Source organism: Microbacterium sp. cf332, assembly GCF_900102175.1.
In the GTDB taxonomy this organism is placed as follows: Bacteria; Actinomycetota; Actinomycetes; order Actinomycetales; family Microbacteriaceae; genus Microbacterium.
Genome location: NZ_FNKN01000001.1, coordinates 954034 through 976122 on the forward strand (window position 1 = coordinate 954034; position 22089 = coordinate 976122).

General features: G+C 70.9%; 20 protein-coding genes. 6 read left to right on the forward strand and 14 right to left on the reverse strand.

What is annotated here, in order from left to right:
* Positions 1 to 37 precede the first annotated feature (37 nt).
* Together BLT21_RS04550 and BLT21_RS04555 are read left to right on the forward strand one after the other, a co-directional pair.
* Positions 38 to 1198, forward strand: coding sequence for an acyltransferase family protein (locus tag BLT21_RS04550; protein WP_091499755.1), 1161 nt, complete (start codon positions 38 to 40; stop codon positions 1196 to 1198).
* A gap of 9 nt (positions 1199 to 1207) precedes the next feature.
* On the forward strand, positions 1208 to 2218 hold the full coding sequence (locus tag BLT21_RS04555; RefSeq protein ID WP_091499757.1) for an isopenicillin N synthase family dioxygenase: 1011 nt from the start codon (positions 1208 to 1210) through the stop codon (positions 2216 to 2218).
* Between the two features lie 158 nt (positions 2219 to 2376).
* Here BLT21_RS04555 and rpsO read toward each other — a convergent pair whose 3' ends face one another.
* Complete coding sequence (rpsO, locus tag BLT21_RS04560; protein WP_091499760.1) at positions 2377 to 2646, reverse strand: 30S ribosomal protein S15; 270 nt, start codon at positions 2644 to 2646, stop codon at positions 2377 to 2379.
* 118 nt (positions 2647 to 2764) lie between these two features.
* Between rpsO and BLT21_RS04565 the strand changes: the two genes are divergently transcribed.
* Positions 2765 to 4069 (forward strand): MFS transporter, encoded by a 1305-nt coding sequence (locus tag BLT21_RS04565; RefSeq protein ID WP_091499763.1) that lies wholly within the window; start codon positions 2765 to 2767, stop codon positions 4067 to 4069.
* 64 nt (positions 4070 to 4133) lie between these two features.
* Here the strand turns inward: BLT21_RS04565 and BLT21_RS04570 are convergent, their stop codons facing one another.
* The 6 genes from BLT21_RS04570 to BLT21_RS04595 form a co-directional block, all read right to left on the reverse strand.
* A complete protein-coding gene (locus tag BLT21_RS04570) occupies positions 4134 to 4688 on the reverse strand; it encodes a YceI family protein (RefSeq protein ID WP_091499766.1) in 555 nt (184 codons plus the stop codon).
* Positions 4689 to 4846: 158 nt separating this feature from the next.
* Entirely contained in the window at positions 4847 to 5215 is a 369-nt protein-coding gene (locus BLT21_RS04575; RefSeq protein ID WP_091499769.1) for an FKBP-type peptidyl-prolyl cis-trans isomerase, read from the reverse strand.
* A 176-nt stretch (positions 5216 to 5391) separates the two neighbouring features.
* On the reverse strand, positions 5392 to 6558 hold the full coding sequence (locus BLT21_RS04580) for a PrsW family intramembrane metalloprotease (protein ID WP_091499771.1): 1167 nt from the start codon (positions 6556 to 6558) through the stop codon (positions 5392 to 5394).
* A 56-nt stretch (positions 6559 to 6614) separates the two neighbouring features.
* The gene (locus BLT21_RS04585) at positions 6615 to 7547 is read right to left on the reverse strand and encodes a TAXI family TRAP transporter solute-binding subunit (RefSeq protein ID WP_091499774.1); all 933 of its coding nucleotides are present in this window, start codon (positions 7545 to 7547) and stop codon (positions 6615 to 6617) included.
* Positions 7538 to 8908: a sensor histidine kinase gene (locus tag BLT21_RS04590; protein WP_143024937.1), complete on the reverse strand. Its 1371-nt coding sequence runs from the start codon at positions 8906 to 8908 to the stop codon at positions 7538 to 7540. The genes BLT21_RS04585 and BLT21_RS04590 overlap by 10 nt, the downstream gene beginning before the upstream one ends.
* The gene (locus BLT21_RS04595) at positions 8905 to 9564 is read right to left on the reverse strand and encodes a response regulator (RefSeq protein ID WP_091499779.1); all 660 of its coding nucleotides are present in this window, start codon (positions 9562 to 9564) and stop codon (positions 8905 to 8907) included. The genes BLT21_RS04590 and BLT21_RS04595 overlap by 4 nt, the downstream gene beginning before the upstream one ends.
* A 174-nt stretch (positions 9565 to 9738) precedes the next feature.
* Here BLT21_RS04595 and BLT21_RS04600 point away from each other — a divergent pair, with 174 nt between their 5' ends.
* Positions 9739 to 11094, forward strand: a complete 1356-nt coding sequence (locus tag BLT21_RS04600) for an MFS transporter (RefSeq protein WP_091499782.1) — start codon at positions 9739 to 9741, stop codon at positions 11092 to 11094.
* Between the two features lie 18 nt (positions 11095 to 11112).
* A complete protein-coding gene (locus BLT21_RS04605; protein ID WP_091499784.1) occupies positions 11113 to 11982 on the forward strand; it encodes a fumarylacetoacetate hydrolase family protein in 870 nt (289 codons plus the stop codon).
* 91 nt (positions 11983 to 12073) lie between these two features.
* Here the strand turns inward: BLT21_RS04605 and BLT21_RS04610 are convergent, their stop codons facing one another.
* From BLT21_RS04610 to BLT21_RS04630, 5 genes are all read right to left on the reverse strand, one after another.
* Positions 12074 to 12487, reverse strand: coding sequence for a DUF4190 domain-containing protein (locus BLT21_RS04610; protein WP_091499786.1), 414 nt, complete (start codon positions 12485 to 12487; stop codon positions 12074 to 12076).
* 89 nt (positions 12488 to 12576) lie between these two features.
* Positions 12577 to 14040 (reverse strand): aspartate ammonia-lyase, encoded by a 1464-nt coding sequence (locus tag BLT21_RS04615; protein ID WP_091499788.1) that lies wholly within the window; start codon positions 14038 to 14040, stop codon positions 12577 to 12579.
* A gap of 51 nt (positions 14041 to 14091) precedes the next feature.
* On the reverse strand, positions 14092 to 15036 hold the full coding sequence (locus BLT21_RS04620; RefSeq protein ID WP_091499790.1) for a phosphodiesterase: 945 nt from the start codon (positions 15034 to 15036) through the stop codon (positions 14092 to 14094).
* A 52-nt stretch (positions 15037 to 15088) separates the two neighbouring features.
* Positions 15089 to 15424 (reverse strand): peptidase, encoded by a 336-nt coding sequence (locus tag BLT21_RS04625; protein WP_091499793.1) that lies wholly within the window; start codon positions 15422 to 15424, stop codon positions 15089 to 15091.
* A complete protein-coding gene (locus BLT21_RS04630; protein ID WP_091499796.1) occupies positions 15421 to 16665 on the reverse strand; it encodes an inorganic phosphate transporter in 1245 nt (414 codons plus the stop codon). Before BLT21_RS04630 ends, BLT21_RS04625 begins: the two co-directional genes overlap by 4 nt.
* 200 nt (positions 16666 to 16865) lie before the next feature.
* On the opposite strand from BLT21_RS04630, the gene BLT21_RS04635 reads away from it, so the two are divergent.
* Positions 16866 to 19019, forward strand: a complete 2154-nt coding sequence (locus BLT21_RS04635) for a S9 family peptidase (protein WP_091499798.1) — start codon at positions 16866 to 16868, stop codon at positions 19017 to 19019.
* A 47-nt stretch (positions 19020 to 19066) separates the two neighbouring features.
* Here the strand turns inward: BLT21_RS04635 and recR are convergent, their stop codons facing one another.
* Together recR and BLT21_RS04645 are read right to left on the reverse strand one after the other, a co-directional pair.
* Positions 19067 to 19660 carry a recombination mediator RecR gene (gene recR / locus BLT21_RS04640; protein WP_091499801.1) on the reverse strand — a complete coding sequence of 198 codons (594 nt, stop codon included), beginning with the start codon at positions 19658 to 19660 and terminating at the stop codon, positions 19067 to 19069.
* A gap of 2 nt (positions 19661 to 19662) precedes the next feature.
* Complete coding sequence (locus BLT21_RS04645) at positions 19663 to 22005, reverse strand: DNA polymerase III subunit gamma and tau (protein WP_091499803.1); 2343 nt, start codon at positions 22003 to 22005, stop codon at positions 19663 to 19665.
* Between the last annotated feature and the right edge of the window lie 84 nt (positions 22006 to 22089).

Consider the following 22089-nt stretch of genomic DNA (forward strand, 5'->3'; position numbering starts at 1 on the left):
GCTCGATCTATTCCCGCGGGATAGTGTTTCATCCACGATGACGCATCCCGCCACCGGCACGACCGGAACGCGCCCCAAGCGCCGCGTGCCCTTCTGGGACAACGCCCGCTTCGCCTGCATCGTGCTGGTCGTGCTGGGCCACGCGATCCAGCGACTCACCTACGACTCCGACATCGCCATGGCGATGTATCTGGTGATCTACGCCTTCCATATGCCGGCGTTCGCGATCATCTCGGGGTACTTCTCGAAGTCCGATCCGCAGTCGCGACGCCAGATGGCGCGCGTCCTCACCGACATCGTCGTGCCGTACGTCATCTTCGAGGGACTGTGGACCCTCACGAAGCTCCTCGTCGAGGGCCAGGCCAACCCCAACCCGACCCAGCCGTCCTGGACGCTGTGGTTCCTGCTCGCGCTCGGCATCTTCCGTCTCGTGCTGCCGTACCTGGCACTGTTGCGCTGGCCGCTCGCCTGGGCGTTCGCCATCTCGATCATCTCGGGCTACCTGCCGAACATCGACTCCACCCTCTCGCTGTCGCGCACCCTCGGTTTCCTGCCCTTCTTCGTGCTCGGCTGGTGGCTGCGCGACCGCGACGTCGTCGACCGGTTCGATCTCCTGCGACGGAACGCCGTGACGATCGCCGCGGCCGTCGCGACGCTCGCGGTGGCCGGCTGGGCCGCGTGGGCCTTCATCGGAACCTGGCGCGAGATCAACATCGGCAAGTGGATGTTCTACGACGCGAGCTACGCGGACGCGGGCAGCTCCGAATGGTGGGCGGGGGCGGTGCGGGTCGCCCTGGTGATGGTGGCCCTGGCCCTCACGGCGTCGTTCTTCGCCCTCATCCCCCGTGGCTCGCATCGGTGGACCCGCCTCGGTCAGTACACGATGTACGTCTATCTGCTGCACTCGTTCGTCCTCTACCCGTTCCGCGAGTCCGGCGTCCTCCGCGATGCCGAGCCCACGTGGCTCTGGCTGCCGCTCGTCGTCGTCGCGTCGGTGCTCATCGCCCTCGCCCTCGCCACGACACCCGTGCGCCGCGTGTTCCGCCCCATCGTCGAGCCTCGGCCCGCGTGGCTGTTCCGCGATCCGCAGCTCGCGGGGCGCGAGGGGCGTCGAAACGACCCGACGGGTTCGCGCCGGCCCCGCGAGGCGGCGGTCATCCCGCGCAACAATCGAGCGGACGACCCTGGCGGCTCGTAACCTCGCTGCATGAGCGAGCCCTCCCTCCCCGTTCTCGACTTCTCGCAGCTCGACGGCGACCCCGCCGACGCGGCGCGGTTCCGCGACGAGCTGCGCGCGGCGACGCACGACGTCGGCTTCTTCTACCTCACCGGCACCGGCATCCCCGTCGGTCTCGAGGAACGGCTGCATCGTGTCGCGCGTGCGTTCTTCGAACTGCCCGAGGCCGAGAAGCTCGCGATCGAGAACGTCAACAGCCCGCACTTCCGCGGTTACACGCGCGTCGGCGGCGAGTTGACGCAGGGCCGCGTCGATTGGCGCGAGCAGATCGACATCGGTCCGGAGCGTGCGGCGATCGACGATCCCCACGCGCCCGACTACGCCCGCCTCGTCGGCCCCAACCTCTGGCCTGCCGCGCAGCCCGAGCTCCGCGAGGTGACCGACGCGTGGGTCGCGCACCTCTCCGCGGTCGCGCGTCGACTCCTCCGAGCCTGGGCCGAGGCCCTCGGCGCACCCGAGACGTACTTCGAGGACCACTTCGGCGAACCGCAGACCCTGCTGAAGATCGTCCGCTACCCCGGCAAGGACGACCCGACGCCGCAGCAGGGTGTCGGTGCGCACAAGGACTCCGGCGCGCTGACCCTGCTCTGGGTCGAGCCCGGCAAGGGCGGACTGCAGGTCGAGCGTGACGGCGCCTGGGTCGACGCGCCGCCGGTCGGCGGAGCGTTCGTGGTCAACATCGGGGAACTGCTCGAGTACGCGACCGACGGGTACCTCATCGCCACGAACCACCGCGTCGTGTCGCCTCGCTACCCGGACGATCGCATCTCGGTGCCGTTCTTCTTCAACCCCGCGCTCGAGGCCCGCTTCCCGCTCATCGACCTGCCCGCCGAGCTCGCCGCGCAGGCGAAGGGCGTCACGAAGGACCCGACCAATCCGATCCACGGTGTGCACGGTGAGAACGCGCTGAAGTCGCGTCTGCGCGCGCATCCCGACGTCGCCGAACGCTGGCACGCCGACCTGCTCGCCGCCCACGCCTGACCATGCATCATCCCGTCGAGGACGCACCGTAGGGCGTGCGTCCTCGGGATGAAGATGCGTTCTCGCGGCGCCGACCCTGGGGAAAGCCGAAAGCCGCCCCACACCGTGGGGCGGCCTTCGCAAGAATGTTTTGCGCGATTGTGCGCGGGTCGTTCTCCTTAGCGGCGGAGTCCGAGGCGCTCGATCAGCGAACGGTAACGCTGGATGTCGAGTTCCTGGAGGTAGCCGAGCAGTCGACGGCGCTGACCGACGAGCAGGAAGAGTCCACGGCGCGAGTGGTGGTCGTGCTTGTGGATCTTGAGGTGCTCGGTGAGGTCCTTGATGCGCTGCGACATGAGCGCGACCTGCACCTCGGGGGATCCGGTGTCACCGGGGTGCGTCGCGTACTCTTCGATGATCGCCTTCTTGACGTCTGCTTCGAGTGCCATAGATGGGATCCCCTTCCTTCTCATTGCGCGGCGCCCGACACAGGATGTGCGAGCTCTCTTTATCCGCGGCCGATCGAACGGCAACCGCTCTACTCTACCAGTCCCCTAGGCTCGTCTGATGCGCCTGCGACGAGAGCACCTGATCGATCTGCGGCCGCTCACCACCTCGCCCGCCTTCGCGCGCATGTGGGTGGGGTCCACGCTCGCCGGCCTCGGCGGCCAGCTGACCATCGTCGCGATCATGCTGCACATGTACGACCTGACGGCCTCGACGTTCGCGGTCGCCATGATCGCGGTCGCGGGCCTGGTGCCGATGATCATCGCGGGCCTGTACGGCGGCATGCTCGCCGACGCCTTCGACCGACGGCGGGTCGCCCTCATTGCCGCGACCGTGACCTTCGCCTCGACGGCCGTGCTGATGGTGCTGACCTGGAGCGGAGGCGAGACCGTCGGCTGGCTCTATGCGATCGCCGTCGTCAACTCGGCCGCGAACTCCGTCGTGATGGCCGCACGGCAGGCGATCGTGCCCCGCCTCATCCCCCGCGAACTGCTGCCCGCCGCGTCGGCTCTCGGCGGGATCACGATGGGGATCATGGTCTCGGTGGGCCCCGCCGCCGCCGGACTGCTCGTCGCCTTCACCGGCTACGGCTGGACCTACACGATCGACCTCGTGCTCATGAGCGCGCTCTTCCTCGGCCTCTGGTCCTTGCCGAGCATCCGTCCGGAGGGCGTCGTCGTGCGTCCCGGATTGAGGTCGCTCGCGGACGGCTGGCGATTCATGAAGCGCGCGAAGAACATCCGCCTGCAGTTCGTCCTCGACATCGTCGCGATGACCTTCGGGCAGCCCATCGCCCTCTTCCCCGCCATCGGGGCCGTACTGCTCGGCGGCGGCGCCATCACGACCGGACTGCTGACGGCCGCCATCGCGATCGGCGCGTTCTTCTCGAGCCTGTTCTCCGGTCCGATCGCCCGCTACCCGCTGCACGGTCGCGGCATCGAGCGGGCGATCATCGCCTACGGCGTCTCGATCGCTCTTTTCGGAGGCGTTCTCCTGGCCGGGACGTTCGGACTGCTCGCCCCGGGCCGCGTCGGCGAGGACTCTGCGAACGTCGCACTGATCGCACTCGCCGCGCTCGCGCTGGCCGCCTCCGGCGCGGCCGACAACGTCAGCTCGATCTACCGCAACACGATGGTGCAGGCGGCCGTGCCCGATGCGATCCGCGGCCGCCTGCAGGGACTGTTCATCGTGGTCGTCGCCGGCGGCCCGCGCCTCGGCGCGCTGTACGCCGGCACCCTCGCGACCGTCACGGCACTGTGGCTCCCCCCGTTGCTGGGCGGCTTCGTGATCATCGGGCTGGTGGCGTTGCTCGTCCGCCTGGCTCCGGCGTTCCGCGCCTACGACGCCGCCCACCCGACACCGTAGCCGCGCGTGGGCATGCGAAGAGGGGCGGATGCCGCAGCATCCGCCCCTCTCGTGGATCCGGCGATCAGGCCTGGATGGAACCCTGCAGGTCGAGCTCGATGGTGACGTCCTTGCCGACGAGCACACCGCCGGTCTCGAGTGCGGCGTTCCAGGTCAGACCGAACTCCTCGCGGTTGACGACCGTCTTGGCCGTCGCGCCGGCCTTGTAGTTGCCCCACGGGTCGGTCCCGAAGCCGCCGAACTCGACCTCGAAGGTCACCGGCTTGGTGACGTCCTTGATCGTGAGGTCGCCGTCGACGAGGAAGTCGCCGCCCTGCTGGCGCACACCGGTCGAGACGAAGGTGATGTTCGGGTACTGCTCGACGTCGAAGAAGTCGGCGCTGCGCAGGTGGTTGTCGCGACCCTCGTCCTTGGTGTTGATGGACGCGACGTCGACCTTGGCGTTGAGGGTCAGCTCGAGGGGGTTCTCGGGAGCGATGATGGTGGCCTCGGCCACGGCGAACGTGCCGCGCACCTTCGAGATCATCATGTGGCGGACGCTGAAGCCCACCTCGCTGTGGGAGGCGTCGAGCACCCAGGTGCCAGCCTTGTAACCGGGGATTTCGGTGGTCGTGGTCATGATCGTCCTTCGTGTCAGGGGTCCGGGAGGGGTCCGGCGTATCGGTCGGCAACGTGCCGCGAGCACAGCCTATTCCCGCGAATGGAAATTTCCGGTGTCGGAACGGCGACGGGCGGATGCCGCGTCGCGCAGCATCCGCCCGTCGGGCTCGTCGTTGGTCAGCCGACGGCGAGCAGATCGATGATGAAGATCAGGGTCTTCCCGCCGAGGAAGTGACCGCCGGCCGGGCCGTACGCGAGGTGCGGCGGGATGACGAGCTCGCGGCGCCCGCCCACCTTCATGCCGGGGATGCCGTCCTGCCAGCCCTGGATCAGGCCGCGCAGGGGGAACTGGATGCTCTCGCCACGGTTCCACGACGAGTCGAACTCCTCGCCGGAGGTGTACTCGACGCCGACGTAGTGGACGGTGACGGTGTCGCCGGGCTTGGCCTCGGCGCCGTCGCCCGCGATCAGGTCGCGAACGACGAGGTCATCGGGCGCGGGCCCCTCGGGGGCGTCGATCTCGGGCTTGGTGCGGTCGTCAGTCATGCTCCCCATCCAACCCGAGCGGGGGGCCGGGTGCAACGCGGCGCGTGCGGGTCGCGCGCCTCTTGACGCGGCATCGACCCCGGTGGATCATGGTCGTAGGCCAACTCAGCGCCCGGGAGACTCGCAGGCATCGCCGCAGCACCGGGCGCTGAGTCTTGTCCCGGGCACGACCTGCGTCACTGCAGGAGGGTCCGCCGGAGCCGCGTGGCGCGGGCGAGATGCTCGCGCTCGTCGGCGAGTGCCGTGTCGTCCCGGCCGGTCAGCGCGCGCTGCCGCGCGGCGGCGAGCCGCGTCGCCTCGGCGATGAACGCACGCATCGTCTCGGTGCGATCGCCCGGCAGGGTCCGCGCCCAGGCCAGCGCGCGCCGCCGGCCCCCGCCCGTCGCCAGGAGATCGACCTCGACGGGGGTGAACCACCCCGCCGCGGCATAGTCCCCGAGGCGCTCCCGCGTGAGCCGGGCCTCTTCGCGCCGCAGCAGCACGACGCCGAGGACGAAGCCGACGAACAGCGGCACCTGCAGCGAGACGTACAGGGCGAAGAAGTCGGCGAAGACGGCCGAGCCGTTCCACAGCGCGTGCAGCAGGATCGCGGCGGCCAGGCCCACCGCCCACGGCGCGAAGACGGCGCCGCCGCGGGCTCCCCGCCGCACCGCGAGACCGACTGCGAAGCCGGTGGCCGCCGTGAACATCACGTGCGCGAACGGCGAGAGGACACCGCGGAGGACGAACGTGACGGTGACCTGCGCGACTCCGCCCGAGATGAGGCTGTCGGCGAAGTAGAGGATGTTCTCGGTGAAGGCGAAGCCGGCCCCGATCATGGCGCCGTAGACGACGCCGTCGACCGGGCCGTCGAAGGAGCGGCGCCCGATGCGCAGCAGAAGGAGGATGCCCAGCCCCTTCGCGATCTCCTCGACGATGGGCGCCTGCACGACGCTGCCGAGCGCCGCGGTGAACGGATCGCGGGCGGGACCCAGGACGACCGTCAGCAGCAGGTCGACCCCGAGGGCGATGACGACCGAGGCGACGGCGCCCCAGCCGAGTGCGAGCCACAGCAGGCGAGGCGGCTCCGGCTCCCAGCGGTCGACGGCGCGCACCACCCACAGCACGCCCAGGAGGGGCAGGAGCGCCAGGACGGCGCCGATGATCGAGGCGACCCAGCCGAGGAACGTCACGAGATAGGCGATCAGACCGAGGAGCAGGAGCACCAGCACCGCCCCCACCCATACGACGGCCCACCCGCCGGGCCGGGCTCGGAGCGGGACGACGGGCGGTGACGTCGGCGCAGCGGGCACGGGGCCGGGCTGACCGGGCTGCGGCTGCGAGAAGGGCGACGGGAACGACACGACCCCACCCTAGGGGCGCCCGGCTGGGGCGGACGCGCTGTGCTCGTGCGTCAGGCTCAGCCGTAGCGCGCGCGGTAGGCGGCGAGGGCGCCCGGATGCAGCTCGATCGGTGCGGTGTCGATGAGCGACGACTCGGTGAGGTACTGCACGCCCAGCGTGCCCGGGGGGACGAGCCGTGGCGCCTCGTCGAGCAGAACGTCGACGAGCAGCGTCACCGAATCGGACGGGACGTCTGGTCGAACGAGCAGGAGGTTGGGGATGCCGACGGTCGTGGCATCCCCCTGACCGGGGTACACGTCGGCGGTGATCTCGACCGGGCGATAGAACTCCGGCCAGGAGCGCCGCAGCTCTTCCGCCGGCCCCGAGAGATCGAGCAGGCGGACGCCGGTGCGAGGCGGATGATCGACCAGCTCGGGGATCGGGACACCCCCCGAGAAGAACACCGCGTCGAGCTCCCGGGTCTCGAGCGCGTCGAGGGCCGCGCGCAGCGGCAGCTGTCGCGCGCGCACCGCTCCCCCGCGGGCCGCGACGGCGTCGAGCATGCGACGCGCGGCGAGCGCTGCTCCGGAGCCCGGCGCACCGACCGAGACGACGCGCCCCGCCAGATCGGCGGCGACCGCCAGATCGGAGTCGGAACGGACGAGGCACTGGAGGTAGTTCTGGTAGACGCGGCCGACCGCGCGCAGGTCACCCGCCCGCTCGGCCGCGAGATCGGCCAGACACAGCCCGAGATCGGCCCGGCCCGCACGGAGCAGCTCGACGTTCGCGTCGCTTCCCTCGGTCTCGAGGACGATGAGCCCGTCGGGCAGGTGCGCGACGACACGGTCGCGGAAGTTCTCGGCGAACTGCAGGTACGTGCCGCCGCGCTCGCCGCTCGCGAGACGAAGCGGCGGCAGGCCCTCGCGGGGGCCGCAGCCCGCCAGCGAGGCGAGCGCAAGAGCCCCTCCCCCGAGACCCAGGCCGAGGAGCGCTCGCCGCGTCAGCTCCACGACGAACCCGCCAGGGCGACGGTGACGACGAGGCCGCTCGGCCGCCCGCTCGAGACGGTGACGGTGCCGCCGTTGGCGTGCACGATCGCGCCGAGCACGGCGTGCCCGAGTCCGGTGCCGGGCAGCGAGCGATGGGGCTCCGCGCGCCAGAACCGGGTGCCCACCCGGCCGAGGTCCTCGTCCGGCAGCCCGGGGCCGTCGTCGGCGACGCGCAGGAGCGCGCGGCCGTCCTCGGCCCACAGGGCGATCGTCGCCGTCGGCGACGGACCACCGTACTTGCCGACGTTCTCGACGAGGATGAAGGCGATGTCCTCGAGGTCGCTGCGACGGCAGCCGACGACCACCTCGCCGCGTGTGGCCGCCAGGATGCGGATGCGGTCCAGGTCTCGCCGCTGCCGGAACAGGGCGGCGAGCGCGGGAGCCGAGGTGACGTGCTCGCCGACGACGGCGACGCCCTCAGGACTCGCCCGCTGCTCGACCTCCGCGATCGCGAGCAGGCGGTCGAGCGTCGCGCTCAGTCGCTCGAGATCGCCGTCGAGGGCCGTGACCGCCTCGGAGCCCGGGTCGTCGGCCAGCAGGTCGTCGACCCGATAGCGCATGGCCGTGAGCGGATTGCGCAGCTGATGCGATACGTCGGCGACGAGCCCCCGCTGGCGCTGCAGCGCCTCCTCGCGCGCCTGCGTCATGCGGGCGACCGATCGGGAGAGCCGTTGGATCTCGGGCGGGCCGAGCGGCACCGCGGGCAGGACGCCGGTGCCCTCCGCCCCTTCGGCCGCCGCCGTGTCGAGGATGCGTACCGGACGCAGCACCCAATCGGCGAAGCGCAACGAGAACACGACGAGGGCGCCGAGCAGGACCAGCGCCGCGCCCACCGCGATCGACCAGGACCGCGTCACGTCGGCGCGCGCATCGGCCGCATCCACGACGAGCAGCGCCCCGCCCTGCGCGACCTCCGACCCGCGACGCACGGGAGCCGCGATGGGCTGGGCCGACGGCGACCACGGCAGCACCACGGGGAGGTCGTACTGCGGCAGATTGCGCTGCGCCGACAGCAGCATCCGATCAGCGCGCTCCGGGTCGGGGACCTCCCCGACGGCGGCGACGGGTCCGCCCTCCCCGTCGACGACGAGGACGGACTCGCCGTGCACCTCGAAGAACCGGTCGAGGTAGCGCTGCAGGGTCACCGGATCGCCGTCTCCCGCCGTCGTCGCCACCGCCACGATCTCGTCGAGCGCCGCGCCCCGCTGCAGCACCAGTGCCTGCGTGCGGGCGGATGCGAGGGCGCCCAGCAGCGGGACGAGCACCGCCACGAGGCTCACTCCTCCGAGCAGGAGCAGCCCGATGAGCATCCTCGCCTTCACGACTCCGTCTCGAGCCGGTAGCCGTACCCGCGGATCGTCGTGATGGTCGCACCCGGCAGCTTCTGCCGGAGCGCCGTCAGGTGCACGTCGAACGAGCGTGACGACGCCGCGTAGGCGTCGCCCCAGACCGCGTCGAGGAGACGATGGCGGCTCACGGCGCGCCCGGCCGAGCCGGCGAGCTCGGCGAGCATCGCGAACTCCGTCGCCGTGAGGTGCACCTCGCCGGTGCGGCCCGTCACGCGGCGGGCGTCGAGGTCGACCTCGACGCCGTCACCGATGCGCACCCGATCCACCCGCGGGGCCTCGAGACGACGGCGCGCGACGGCCTCGACCCGTGCGAGCAGCTCGGGGATGCGGACGGGCTTGACGACGTAGTCGTCGGCCCCCGCGCGCAGGGCTCGGACGGTGGAGTCCTCGTCACCGCGGGCGGTCACGACGATGAGCGGCACCTCGGTCGTGCGTCGCAGCCGCCGCAGGGCCTCGATCCCGTCGAGATCGGGCAGCCCGAGGTCGAGCAGCACGACGTCGTGATCGTGGTGCCGCAGCAGCAGATCGCTGGCGCGCGCGACGCGGGTCGCCGTGTGCGGCGACCGCCGCAGCGCGGCGAGGAGGGCCGCAGCGACCGAGTCGTCGTCCTCCACGATGAGCAAACGCATACTGCAGGTTACGACGGATGCGCCCGCGCTCCGCGGCCGCCGGGCGCCCGTCACCCGTCGGACTGTAAAGGCGATGTAAAGATCCCGGCCACCCGCATGAGGGCGCCGACATCCTGGTTCTCGGATCATTCGGCGACCGCACCGGCGCGCTCGCCGCAGAGAGAGGAACGGCTCATGTCGACGGCGACAGCATCCCCGCCCCGGAGCGTCAAGCGCTCGGTGCTCAACACGCTCAAAGGCTCCGCGGGGAATCTCGTCGAGTGGTACGACGTCTACGTCTACTCGGTGTTCCTGACGTACTTCGAGTCCCAGTTCTTCAGCGCCGACGACCAGAACTCCACGCTCTACGCGTGGGCGATCTTCGCGGTGACGTTCCTCATGCGTCCGCTCGGCTCGTGGTACTTCGGCCGCCTCGCCGACCGTCGCGGTCGACGGTTCGCCCTCACCGTCTCGGTGACCGTCATGGCCGCCTGTTCGGCGCTCATCGCGCTCGCCCCGACCGCCGCGACCATCGGGGCCGGCGCGGCCGTGATCCTGCTCATCGCACGCCTCGCGCAGGGGTTCGCCACCGGCGGCGAGTACGGCGCGAGCGCCACATACATGTCGGAGGCGGCCGTCCCCGGTCACCGCGGCTTCCTGTCGTCGTTCCACTACGTGACGCTCGTCGGCGGACACGTGCTCGCGCAGACGACCCTGCTCGTCATGGTGCTCACGCTCACTCCCGAGCAGATCGGCGAATGGGGCTGGCGGGTCGCGTTCGGCATCGGCGGACTGGCGGCGATTGTGGTGTTCTGGCTGCGCCGCACGATGGACGAGTCGCTCAGCCACGAGACCCTCGAGGCGGTCCGTACGGGCCAGTTCACCCGCGCCGGCTCGATGCGCGACCTGCTCGTCGTGCAGTGGCGACCGCTGTTGCTGTGCTTCTTCGTGACGATGGGCGGCACCGTCGCGTTCTACACCTACTCCGTCACCGGACCGAACATCGTGAAGAACACCTTCGCCGGCGGCGATGTCATCGCCGGAACCGTCATCAACCTGATCGCCCTGACGGTGCTCATGCTGCTCCAGCCGCTCGGCGGCTGGATCTCGGACCGTGTCGGCCGACGCGCGCTGCTCATCTTCTTCGGGATCGGCGCCGTGCTGTACACGTGGTTCTTCCTCACCTACCTGCCGCAGCAGACCGACCCGGTGATCGCCTTCGCCCTCCTCATCGGAGCATTCGTCATCCTGACCGGATACACGTCGATCAACGCGATCGTGAAGGCCGAGCTGTTCCCGACCTACATCCGCGCTCTCGGCGTCGGGTTCGGCTACGCGATGGCGAACTCGATCTTCGGCGGTACCGCTCCCCTGCTCTTCACCGCGGCCAACGCGAGCTCGCAGGTCCCCCTGTTCATCGCCTACGTCACGGTCGTGATCGCCGTCTCGCTCGTCGTCTACGTGAAGTTCCTCAAGACCGACACGACGAATTGGTTGGACCCCGACAAGCAGCCCGCGCCGTCGCGCGGGCGCGCCGCGACGGACGCGTGAGCCGGGTAGCCTGAGAGCATGCGCTTTGCCCACGTGATGACCGCGGGGGCCGACGAACCCCGACTCGTGCTCGTCGACGACGACCGGGCCACCCTCGTCGGCGACCTGTTCGACGGCGCACCCGAGCAGCTCCAGCAGCTGATCGAGCTCGGCGACGACGGGCTCGCCCGCGTCGCCGAGGCGGCGTCCGCCCCGGCCGTGTCGTGGCACGCGGTCGCCGGATCGTCGTTCGCCTCGGCCGTCCTGGCCCCGCCGATCGTGCTGGCCGTCGGCCTCAACTACGCCGCCCACTCGAGCGAGCTGGGCCTGAAGGCCGACACCGCGCCCACGGTGTTCACGCTGTGGCCCAATTCCCTCACCGCGCACGACACCGTCACCTCGTGGCCGCGCACCCTCAGCGAATCCGTCGATTACGAGGCCGAGCTCGGTGTCATCATCGGCACCCCGGCCAAGGACGTCGGCGCCGACGACGCCCTCGACCACGTCTGGGGCTACACGGTGGTCAACGACATCACGGCACGCGACATCCAGTTCTCCGAGGCGCAGTGGTCGCGGTGCAAGTCGTTCGACGGCTTCACCCCGACCGGCCCCTTCGTCGTGACGGCCGACGAGGTGCCCGACCCGCAGGACCTGCACATCTGGGCCGTCGTCGACGGGCAGACCGTGCAGGACGCCTCGACGGGCCAGATGATCCGCTCGGTCGCGACCCTCGTGGCCCACCTGTCGACGGCTGCGACGCTTCTGCCGGGCACGCTCATCTCGACGGGGAGCCCCGGAGGAGCGGGTTACTCGCGCGACCCGCAGATCTTCCTGCGCGACCGCTCGGTCGTGACGGTCGGCATCGACGGCATCGGCGAGCTGCGCACGCACTGCCGCATCACCGACTGACGGGCTCGCGACCGCAGCGTCGCCCGAAACGGGAGAGACCCCCGCCGATTCGCGTCGGCGGGGGTCTTTCTCGCGGTGCGGTGCAGAGGGCTCAGTTCCGGACGGAGGAGCAGGACTGCGTCTGGCCCCAGACCGTGACGGTGTCGGCACCCTCGACGATGCACGCCTGGTAGATGTCGTTCGAGACGCCGCCGATGACGGTGAAGAGGACGATGACGCCGACGATGGTGAGCACGAGGAGGATCGAGCTGATGATGATCGCCGCGAGGGCGAGCCCGTTCTTCCGCCCGGCCTTCTTGCTCTGGACGAGTGCGACGATGCCGAGGATCAGCCCGATGAGCTGGAGCCCCACGGGCACGAGCGCGAGGATGAACGCGATGATGCCGAGGGTCTTGCCCGGCACGGGCGCGTCGGGGTTCGCGTACGAGGCGTCCGACGACGTCGGGTATGCGGGCGGCTGGTAGGCCGGAGGCTGCGGCGCGGACGGGTTGTTCGGGTCGGTCATGGGGTCCCCCGGTCAGTCGGAAAGTGATGAACAGCCTCGACGTTAGCGAGAGAAGAGCCCACGGCACAAAGGCTTGCCGCGCCGGCGCGTCAGCGCGCGACGCTGTCGTCCGCGTCGGCGAGGATGATCGGGATCGCCGCCGTGACCGCCTGCAGTCCCGACAGCCGCGCGGGCGAGAGCTGCTTGTCGACCTCGGCACGCGACATCAGCCCGGCCTCGACGACGAGGTCGCCCACGTTGCGGTGCGTCAGCAGTGCGGTCTTGGCGAGAGCCGCCGCCGCCGCGTATCCGATGAAAGGCGTGAGCGCCGTCACGACGCCGACCGACGAGCCCACCATCGCACCGAGGCGCTCGCGGTTGGCCGTGATGCCGTCGACGCAGTTCACGCGCAGCGTGCGCATCGCACGACGCATCCACGTGATCGACTGGAAGATCGAGTGGGCGATGATCGGCTCGAACGCATTGAGCTGCAGCTGCCCACCCTCGACGGCCATCGTGACGGTGAGGTCGGCGCCCGCGACCGCGAACGCGACCTGGTTGACGACCTCCGGGATGACGGGATTGACCTTGCCGGGCATGATGCTCGATCCCGCCTGACGCGCGGGCAGGTTGATCTCGCCGAGTCCGGCCTGCGGTCCGCTGGAGAGCAGGCGCAGGTCGTTGCTGATCTTCGACAGCTTGATCGCGTTGCGCTTGAGCGACGACGAGAACGACATGAACGAGCCGGTGTCGCTCGTGGACTCGACGAGGTCCACCGCGCTCGAGAGGTCGAGCCCGGTGATCTCGCGCAGGTGCTTCACGACGGCGGGGCGGTAGTCGGGGTGGGTGGTGATGCCCGTGCCGATCGCGGTCGCCCCCATGTTGATCTCGTACAGGAGCGAGGCGTTCTCGCCCAGCCGCGAATGATCCTCGCCGAGGGTCGTCGCGAACCCGTGGAACTCCTGCCCCAGGGTCATGGGAACGGCGTCCTGCAGCTGGGTACGGCCGACCTTCAGGACGTCGTGGAACTCGACCGCCTTCGCGAGGAACGACTCGCGCAGCAGCGCGAGCTCGTCGAGGAGGGTCCGCAGATCGAGCGCGAGTCCCACCTTGATCGCGGTCGGGTAGACATCATTGGTCGACTGGCTGCGGTTGGTGTGATCGATCGGCGAGAGGAAGCCGTAGTCGCCCTTCGGACGTCCCGCGAGCTCGAGCGCGACGTTGGTGATGACCTCGTTCGCATTCATGTTCGTCGACGTGCCGGCCCCGCCCTGGACGACGCCCACGACGAACTGGTCGTGGAACTCGCCCTCGATCACCAGCTGCGACGCGCGGTCGATGAGGTCGGCGCGCTCGGCGTCGAGCACGCCGATGTCGCGGTTCGCGCGTGCCGACGCCTGCTTCACCATCGCCAGGGCGCGGACCAGGTCTCGATACACCGAGATCGGTCTCTGCGAGATGGGGAAGTTCTCGAGCGCTCGCGCCGTGTGCACCCCCCAGTACGCGTCGGCAGGGATCTCGAGCGAGCCGAGCGAGTCGGTCTCGGTGCGGGTGGCGGAAGTGGGCGACGTCATGCACGGGTCCTTGTGGGTCTCACGGCGATGGGAGGAACGCTCCCAGCCTAGTCAGCGCTTGCGGGAGAACGCCTCGAGACGCTCTCGGGGCGACAGTCGCGCCATCCGGTCGATCCATTCGTCCGAGAAGTAGTCGCCCGTCGGCGCTTCGACGACGGGCACGACGGTGTGGGTGATGACGTCGTCGTACACGTGCACGAGCTGGAACGCCTGCCCGGCGTCCATCCCGTTCACCTCCTGCGGCGGGCGCTGCAGGTTCATCGTGTAGCAGGTGGCGGAGGCGACGCTGACCGGAACACCGGCGAACGTGCCGGAGGTCGAGTAGTGCAGATGACCCGCGAGGATGGCGCGCACGTCGGATCCGGCGATCGCCTCGGCCAGCGCGTCCTGGTCTCGCAGCTCGAGAATGTCGAACAGCGGCACATGACTCGGGATCGGCGGGTGGTGGAGTGCCAGGATCGTGCCGTGCGGGGCCGGCTCGGACAGGATCCCACGCAGCCATTCGCGCTGCTGCGCATCGATCTCGCCGTGGTGCCAGCCCGGCACCGATGAGTCGAGGGCGACGAGCCGCAGCCCGGCGAGATCCCACACGCCCGTCAGCGGTCCGTCGTCGGCGGGACCGTCGAACAGGCCGGAGCGCATCGCCCCGCGCTCGTCGTGATTGCCGGCGACCCACACCACGGGCGCTCCGAGCCGGTCGGCGAGGGGCTCGACGGCATCGCGGAGCCGCCGGTAGGCGTCCGGCTCGCCGAGGTCGGTCAGGTCGCCCGTGAAGACGAGCGCATCGGGTCGGACCCCCGTCCGCTCGACCGCCGCCAGGGTGGCCGCGAGATTCGCCTCGACGTCGTACCGCCCGCCGAGGGCGGCACCCGCCGCGAGCAGGTGGGTGTCGCTGAGGTGCACGATGACGTGGCTCGCCGGAGCGTGCCGGCCGAACTGCACCGGTCCCGCGCGGCCGTCGGACGGCACGGGACCGGGGAGCGGCGCTGAGGTCATGTCGACAGCCTAGGCCGGGGGTCCGCCACGGCCGCGACCGCGACGGGCGTGCCTAGCGGCCCGCGACGATGAGGACGATGCCGCCGAGCACCGCGAGACCGCAGAGGCCGAAGGCGCCGTAGGCCGTGACGAGGGCGAGCTGCTTCTGACCCGCCGTGAGCGGGTTCTTCTTCGCCGCCTTGGCCGCCGCCTTCGCGTGGCGCCGGGCCTGCTTCTCGCTGATGACCGAGATCGCGTCGGTGAACTCGGCCGGGGTCACGACGGGCACGCGCCCCGCGCGCACCAGCATCCGCACGCCGAGCGCGTAGAAGCCGACCACGAGCACCGCCCCCGAGATGGCGGCCGCGAACACCTGGACGAACGCGAACCAGTCGATCGAGACGCTCATCGCTCCTCCTCCGCCCGCTGGGAGCCCGCGCTCTGCGCGGCTGCGGCGGCCGTCGCCCGGCGCTGCCGCCGGGTCGGCGGCGGGTCGGCGGGCACATCGACGGCGTGGCCCGAGTCGGCGACCTCGCTCATCGCGTTGCCCGCGTGCACCTCGTTGCGACGCGATCGCAGGAAGAGGGCCAGCACGATGCCGACGGCGAAGATCGCGTCGACGATGATGCCGACGGCCCCGAACCACACCACGAGCAGCGCGGCGAGCGCGCCGACCGCTCCCGACGCCGGCAGGGTGAGGAGCCAGCCGACCGCGATGCGTCCGACCGTCCGCCAACGCACGGTCGAGCCGCGGCGTCCGAGGCCCGAGCCGATCACGGAGCCGGAAGCGACCTGGGTCGTCGACAGAGCGAACCCGAGCGCGCTCGAGGCGAGGATCGTCGAGGCGGTGGACGCCTCGGCCGAGAACCCCTGGGCGGGCTTCACGTCGGTGAGTCCCTTGCCGAGGGTGCGGATGATGCGCCATCCGCCCATGTACGTGCCGAGGGCGATCGTCACGGCGCAGGCCACGATGACCCACAGCTGCGGCTCGGCGTGCTCGGCGTTCTGCCAGCCCGCCGCGATGAGGGCGAGCGTGATGACGCCCATCGTCTTCTGCGCGTCGTTGGTGCCGTGCGCGAGCGCGACGAGCGACGACGTGAAGATCTGGCCCCACCGGAACCCGTCTCGCCCGTCCGGCTTGTTGTCGTGCCGGCGCGTGACGGCGTAGGCCACCTTGGTGACCGTGAAGGCGATGATGCCGGCGGTGACGGGGGCGATGAGCGCGGGGAGGATGATCTTGCTCAGCACGACGCCGAAGTCGATGGCCATGGCGCCGACACCGACGAGCGTCGCCCCGATCAGGCCGCCGAACAGGGCGTGCGACGAACTGGAGGGAAGCCCGAGCAGCCACGTGAGCATGTTCCACGTGATGGCGCCGATCAGTCCCGCGAAGATCAGCGGCAGCAGCGCGGTCGCCGCGAGCTGTTCCTCGTGGATGATGCCGTGCGAGACGGTCTTCGCCACCTCGGTCGAGAGGAAGGCGCCGACGAGATTGAGGCTCGCAGCGAGGAGGACGGCGACCTTGGGCTTCAGCGCGCCCGTCGCGATGGGCGTGGCCATCGCGTTCGCGGTGTCGTGGAAGCCGTTGGTGAAGTCGAAGAAGAGGGCCAGTCCGATGACCAGCAGAAGAATGAGTACAGCGGTTTCCACTGTGCGCTCTCTGTGACGTGGCGGACCCGCGAACGCGGGTCCTCGAGTACGGGTCGGGTTGCCGCGAGGCGGCGGGCGCGAACGAAGAGTTCACCGTCTGTTCAGGGTCCGGCAACCGGACCATCGAATCCTGCCACACCATCGCCGCCACCGGGAATCCGATCCGCCGAGCCTGCCGATCTCGGCGCTAGCGTGGAACGGTGACCGAGACCCGCGACACCGCCGCCCCCGCACCCGCCCCCGCACCTGCCGCCCCCGTCGCGGCCGTCCGCGAGCACCGTCGCCGGCACCACGGCGACGAGGTCGTCGACCGCTACGAGTGGCTGCGCGAGAAGGAGGACGGCGACGTGGTCGCGCACCTCGAGGCCGAGAACGCCTACACCGACGCCCGCACGGCGCACCTCGCCGGGCTCCGCGACCGCATCTTCGACGAGATCAAGGGCCGCACTCTCGAGACCGACCTGTCGGTGCCCACGCGCCGCGGCCGGTGGTGGTACTACAGCCGCACCGTCGAGGGCAGCCAGTACGGCATCCACTGCCGCGCCCCGTTGACCGCGGACGACGACTGGACTCCCCCGCAGCTCGAGCCGGGCACCGCGGTGCCCGGCGAGCAGGTGCTGCTCGACGGCAACGTCGAGGCGGAGGGGGCGGAGTTCTTCTCCCTCGGCAGCTTCGAGGTGTCGACCGACGGCTCGAAGCTGCTCTACGGCGTCGACACCGAGGGCGACGAGCGGTACACGCTGCGCCTGCGCGACATCGCGACCGGCGCGGATCTGCCCGACGTGATCACCGGCACCTTCGCAGGCGCCACGCTCTCGCCCGACGGCCGGTTCGTCGTCTACTCGACGGTCGACGACGCGTGGCGCCCGGACTCCGTGTGGCTGCACGAGATCGGCGCCGACCCGGCGTCCGACGAACGCCTCTTCCACGAGCCCGACGAGCGCTACTGGGTCGGAGCCGGCTTCACCCGCAGCGACCGCTACCTCGTGATCGAGGTCGGGTCGTCGATCACCAGCGAGGAGCTCCTGGTGCCGGCCGACGATCTGCGCGCCGAGCCCCGCTCGGTGTGGCCGCGTCGCGAGGGCGTGGAGTACTCCGTCTCTCACGCGGTCGTCGACGGCGAGGACGTGCTCTACATCCTGCACAACGACGGCGCCCTCGACTTCGAGCTCGTCCGGGTGAGCGCCGCTGACCCGACCGGCGCACGTGACGTCGTGCTCGCACACGAGCCTGGCACGCGGCTCGAGGGCCTCTCGACGTTCCGCGACTGGGCGCTGCTCGGCTATCGGCGCGACGGGCTGCAGCGCCTGGGGATCTTCGACTACGCGGCGGGTTCGGTGCGTGAGCTCGCCTTCGACGAGCCCCTGTACACCGTCGGCTCCGGCGGCAACCCCGAGTGGGCACCGCCGGTCCTCCGGCTCGGATACGGCTCGTTCGTGACGCCCGGCACGGTCTACGACTACGTCGTCGCGACCGGCGAGCTGCTGCTGCGCAAGCGACAGCCGGTGCTCGGCGGCTACGACCCGGCCGACTACGAGCAGCGCCGGGTGTGGGCCGGCGCTGAGGACGGCACGCGCATCCCGGTGTCGGTGGTGTGGAAGCGATCCTTCGGCGATCCGGCCGCCGATGCCGCGCCCCGCGCGCTGCACCTCTACGGATACGGCTCGTACGAGCACTCGATCGATCCCGCGATGTCGGTCGCGCGCCTCTCGCTGCTCGACCGCGGCGTCGTCTTCGCCGTGGCTCACGTGCGGGGCGGCGGCGAGATGGGACGCCAGTGGTACGAGGAGGGCAAGCTGCTGCACAAGCGCAACACCTTCACCGACTTCGTCGCCGCGGCCCGTCATCTGATCGACACCGGATACACGTCGCCGGAACGGCTGACGGCCGAGGGCGGGTCGGCCGGCGGCCTGCTCATGGGCGCGGTGGCCAACATCGCACCGGAGCTGTTCGCCGGCGTGCTCGCGGCTGTTCCCTTCGTCGACGCGTTGACGACGATCCTCGATCCCTCGCTGCCGTTGACGGTCATCGAATGGGACGAGTGGGGCGACCCGTTGCATGACCCCGAGGTCTACGCGTACATGAAGTCGTACTCACCGTACGAGAACGTCCGCGACGACGTCGCGTACCCGCGCATCCTCGCGGTCACCTCGCTCAACGACACCCGGGTCATGTACGTCGAGCCGGCGAAGTGGGTCGCCCGCCTGCGCGAGGTCGGCGCCGACGCGTTGCTGAAGTGCGAGATGGTGGCCGGGCACGGCGGCGTCAGCGGCCGCTACAACTCGTGGCGCGAGCGGGCGTTCGAGCTGGCCTGGCTCCTCGATGTCGTGGGGCTCGCCGACCCGTCCGCGTGAACGCCGGGCGGGCCCGGCCCCGGTCGGGCCCACCCCCGGGTGGGGCGTCAGAGCTGGCGACGGCCCTCGAAGGCGCGGCCGAGGGTGACCTCGTCGGCGTACTCGAGGTCGCCGCCCACGGGCAGCCCGGATGCGAGACGCGTGACGCGGATCTCGAGCGTCGTGAGCAGACGGCTGAGATAGGTCGCGGTCGCCTCGCCCTCGAGGTTCGGGTTGGTCGCGAGGATGACCTCCTGGACGGTGCCGTCGGCGAGGCGCTGCATGAGCTGCGCGATGCGCAGGTCATCGGGCCCGACTCCGCCGATCGGACTGATCGCTCCACCGAGCACGTGATAGAGCCCGCGGAACTCGCGGGTGCGCTCGATGGCCGCGACGTCCTTCGCGTCTTCGACGACGCAGATGAACGCGGCGTCTCGTCGCGGGTCGCGGCAGATGGCGCAGCGCTCCTGCTCGGAGACGTTGCCGCACACCTCGCAGAACCGCACGCGTTCCCGCAGCTCGCCCAGCAGGTGCGAGAGCTTCGAGACGTCGAACGTGGGGGTCTGGAGGATATGGAAGGCGATGCGCTGCGCCGATTTCGGGCCGATGCCGGGAAGGCGGCCGAACTCGTCGATGAGGTCTTGGACGATGCCGTCGTACATGCTCAGCCGAATCTCGTGGGTGAGGTGAAGGGCTCTTCACGGACGAATGTCGCGCCGAGCATCTGCCGGACGACCGCCTCGCCGTAGCGTTCGATCCCGCCCCGGGCGGGTCGTGCGCCGGCCGGCGGCTCGGACGGCGGGGAGACCGGGTCGACCCGAGATGCGGGGGCACGGTCGGCGAGGGCACGTTCGGCGACACCGCGAGCGAGCGTCGGGGACGCCACGGCCGAGGCCGGGCGTTCGACCGTCACCGGACCGCGAGGCGGGACGGGAGCGTATTCGTCGACGGGCGGCGGCGGCTCATCCCGGTCTTCGTCATCGATCGGCGGCAGCGGCTCGGGGTACGGGTCGACGTCGCCGTCGTGTGGAGCCGTCAGGGTGCGTACCGGTGCGGCGACCGCGTCTTCGGGCTCGTCGTCGACCGCGAGCTGGGCCACCGGGTCGCTCTGCGGGATGGGCGCCACCGCCCATTCGGTGACCGGACCGGCGTACGACGACGATGCGGCGGTCCCCCCGGTTGTCGGGACCGAGCGGGTCGGCGCACCCGACGCACGCGGGGCGCTCTGCGGCGCCGTGCTCTGCTGCGAGGCGCTCCGTCGCGGGGAACCGTCGGCGCCGGCGCCCGGACCTCCCGCGGGCGGCGCGACCGCCGGAGTCGGCGCCCCACCGGCCGGCTCTCCGTCGGACCCGGACGGCGCGGGGGCGCTCGGGCCGGCGCCACCACCGGGATCGGAGTCGTGGCGGGCGACGTACTTCACCCGGACACCGAGCACCCCGAGGATCGCGCCGCGCAGGTCTTCGCTCGGCCCCTTGCCCGCGGTGAGCTTCTTGAACTGCAGGACATCGGAATGGCTCTGGAACGAGAGGGTGAGGACACCCGTCTCGGAGAACGCCACGGGCGAGGCGACGGACGCGATCATCCATGACGTCCGGCTGGTCGATTCGAGGCGCTGCAGCACCTCGGGCCAGGCGTCGCGCATCTGTCCGAGCGTGACGGTCGACGGGTCGCGGGGCTCGGCGGGGGCGGATGCGACGCTCGCTCCACCGCTCGCCGGCCCGGCGGCAACCGCGGGGGCGGGCGCCCGATCGACGCCGGACGGGGCGGGAGTGCTCGGCGCGGCGTCGGGCGAGGCGGAAGCGGGGACGACGATGCGCGGAGGCGCCGCCGGCGCGGCCGGAGTCGCCGAGGCATGCGAAGCGGGCGCAGCGGCGACCGGCGCCTGATCCGCGACGGGAACACTGTGCTGCGCCGCCGCGAGCACGCGCGCCACGAGCAGTTCGAGCTGCAGGCGCGGGGAGGTCGCCCCCGACATCTCGTCGAGAGCGGTGACGACGAGGTCGGCGGTGCGCGAGAGCCGATCGGTGCCGAAGAGCGAGGCCTGACGTCCCATGCGCTCGAGCTCCTCGGCCGAGACGCCGCGCAGCACGGCGGACGCGCCCTGCCCCGTCGCGGAGACGATGATGAGGTCGCGCAGTCGCTCGAGGAGATCGTCGACGAATCGGCGCGGGTCCTGACCGGTCTGGATGACGCGGTCGACCGCCGCGAACGCCGCGGCCGCGTCGACGGCGCCGAACGCGCCGACCACCTCGTCGAGCAGCTCGGCGTGCGTGTAGCCCAGGAGGGCCACGGCGCGCTCGTAGGCGACCGCTCCGTCGTCGGAGCCGGCGATGAGCTGGTCGAGCAGCGAGAGGGTGTCTCGGGGCGACCCGCCCCCGGCCCTCACGACGAGCGGCAGGACGCCGGCCTCGACCTGGACGCCCTCCTGCGCGCTGAGCTGCTCGACGTATTCGAGCATCGCGGCGGGGGCCACGAGGCGGAACGGGTAGTGGTGCGTGCGCGAGCGGATCGTGCCGATGACCTTCTCGGGCTCGGTGGTCGCGAAGATGAACTTCACGTGCGCGGGCGGTTCTTCCACGAGCTTGAGCAGGGCGTTGAATCCCTGCGCCGTGACCATGTGCGCCTCGTCGAGGATGAAGATCTTGAACCTGTCGCGCGCGGGAGCGAAGACGGCGCGCTCGCGGAGATCGCGTGCATCGTCGACACCGTTGTGGGAGGCCGCATCGATCTCGACCACGTCGAGCGAGCCACCGCCGCCGCGGCTGAGCTCGACACAGCTGTCGCACGTGCCGCACGGGGTGTCGGTGGGCCCCTGAGCGCAGTTGAGGCAGCGGGCGAGGATGCGCGCCGACGTCGTCTTCCCGCAGCCGCGCGGGCCCGAGAACAGATAGGCGTGACCGACGCGGTCGGAACGGAGCGCCGTCATCAGGGGTTCGGTCACCTGCGACTGGCCGATCATCTCGCCGAACGCTTCGGGACGGTAGCGGCGGTAGAGGGCGGTGGTCACCCGAACAGACTACGGCGTACCGCCGACACCCGCCCTGCCGGCATCCCCGCTGCGGGAACAGTGCGAGGGTGGCCGCGGTTGCAC

What these genes read in the sequence shown, in the direction of transcription:
- BLT21_RS04550 (WP_091499755.1), top strand. Translation starts at nt 38, where the DNA reads ATGACGCATCCCGCCACCGGCACGACCGGAACGCGCCCCAAGCGCCGC.
- BLT21_RS04555 (WP_091499757.1), top strand. Translation starts at nt 1,208, where the DNA reads ATGAGCGAGCCCTCCCTCCCCGTTCTCGACTTCTCGCAGCTCGACGGC.
- rpsO (WP_091499760.1), bottom strand. Translation starts at nt 2,646, where the DNA reads ATGGCACTCGAAGCAGACGTCAAGAAGGCGATCATCGAAGAGTACGCG.
- BLT21_RS04565 (WP_091499763.1), top strand. Translation starts at nt 2,765, where the DNA reads ATGCGCCTGCGACGAGAGCACCTGATCGATCTGCGGCCGCTCACCACC.
- BLT21_RS04570 (WP_091499766.1), bottom strand. Translation starts at nt 4,688, where the DNA reads ATGACCACGACCACCGAAATCCCCGGTTACAAGGCTGGCACCTGGGTG.
- BLT21_RS04575 (WP_091499769.1), bottom strand. Translation starts at nt 5,215, where the DNA reads ATGACTGACGACCGCACCAAGCCCGAGATCGACGCCCCCGAGGGGCCC.
- BLT21_RS04595 (WP_091499779.1), bottom strand. Translation starts at nt 9,564, where the DNA reads ATGCGTTTGCTCATCGTGGAGGACGACGACTCGGTCGCTGCGGCCCTC.
- BLT21_RS04600 (WP_091499782.1), top strand. Translation starts at nt 9,739, where the DNA reads ATGTCGACGGCGACAGCATCCCCGCCCCGGAGCGTCAAGCGCTCGGTG.
- BLT21_RS04605 (WP_091499784.1), top strand. Translation starts at nt 11,113, where the DNA reads ATGCGCTTTGCCCACGTGATGACCGCGGGGGCCGACGAACCCCGACTC.
- BLT21_RS04610 (WP_091499786.1), bottom strand. Translation starts at nt 12,487, where the DNA reads ATGACCGACCCGAACAACCCGTCCGCGCCGCAGCCTCCGGCCTACCAG.
- BLT21_RS04615 (WP_091499788.1), bottom strand. Translation starts at nt 14,040, where the DNA reads ATGACGTCGCCCACTTCCGCCACCCGCACCGAGACCGACTCGCTCGGC.
- BLT21_RS04620 (WP_091499790.1), bottom strand. Translation starts at nt 15,036, where the DNA reads ATGACCTCAGCGCCGCTCCCCGGTCCCGTGCCGTCCGACGGCCGCGCG.
- BLT21_RS04625 (WP_091499793.1), bottom strand. Translation starts at nt 15,424, where the DNA reads ATGAGCGTCTCGATCGACTGGTTCGCGTTCGTCCAGGTGTTCGCGGCC.
- recR (WP_091499801.1), bottom strand. Translation starts at nt 19,660, where the DNA reads ATGTACGACGGCATCGTCCAAGACCTCATCGACGAGTTCGGCCGCCTT.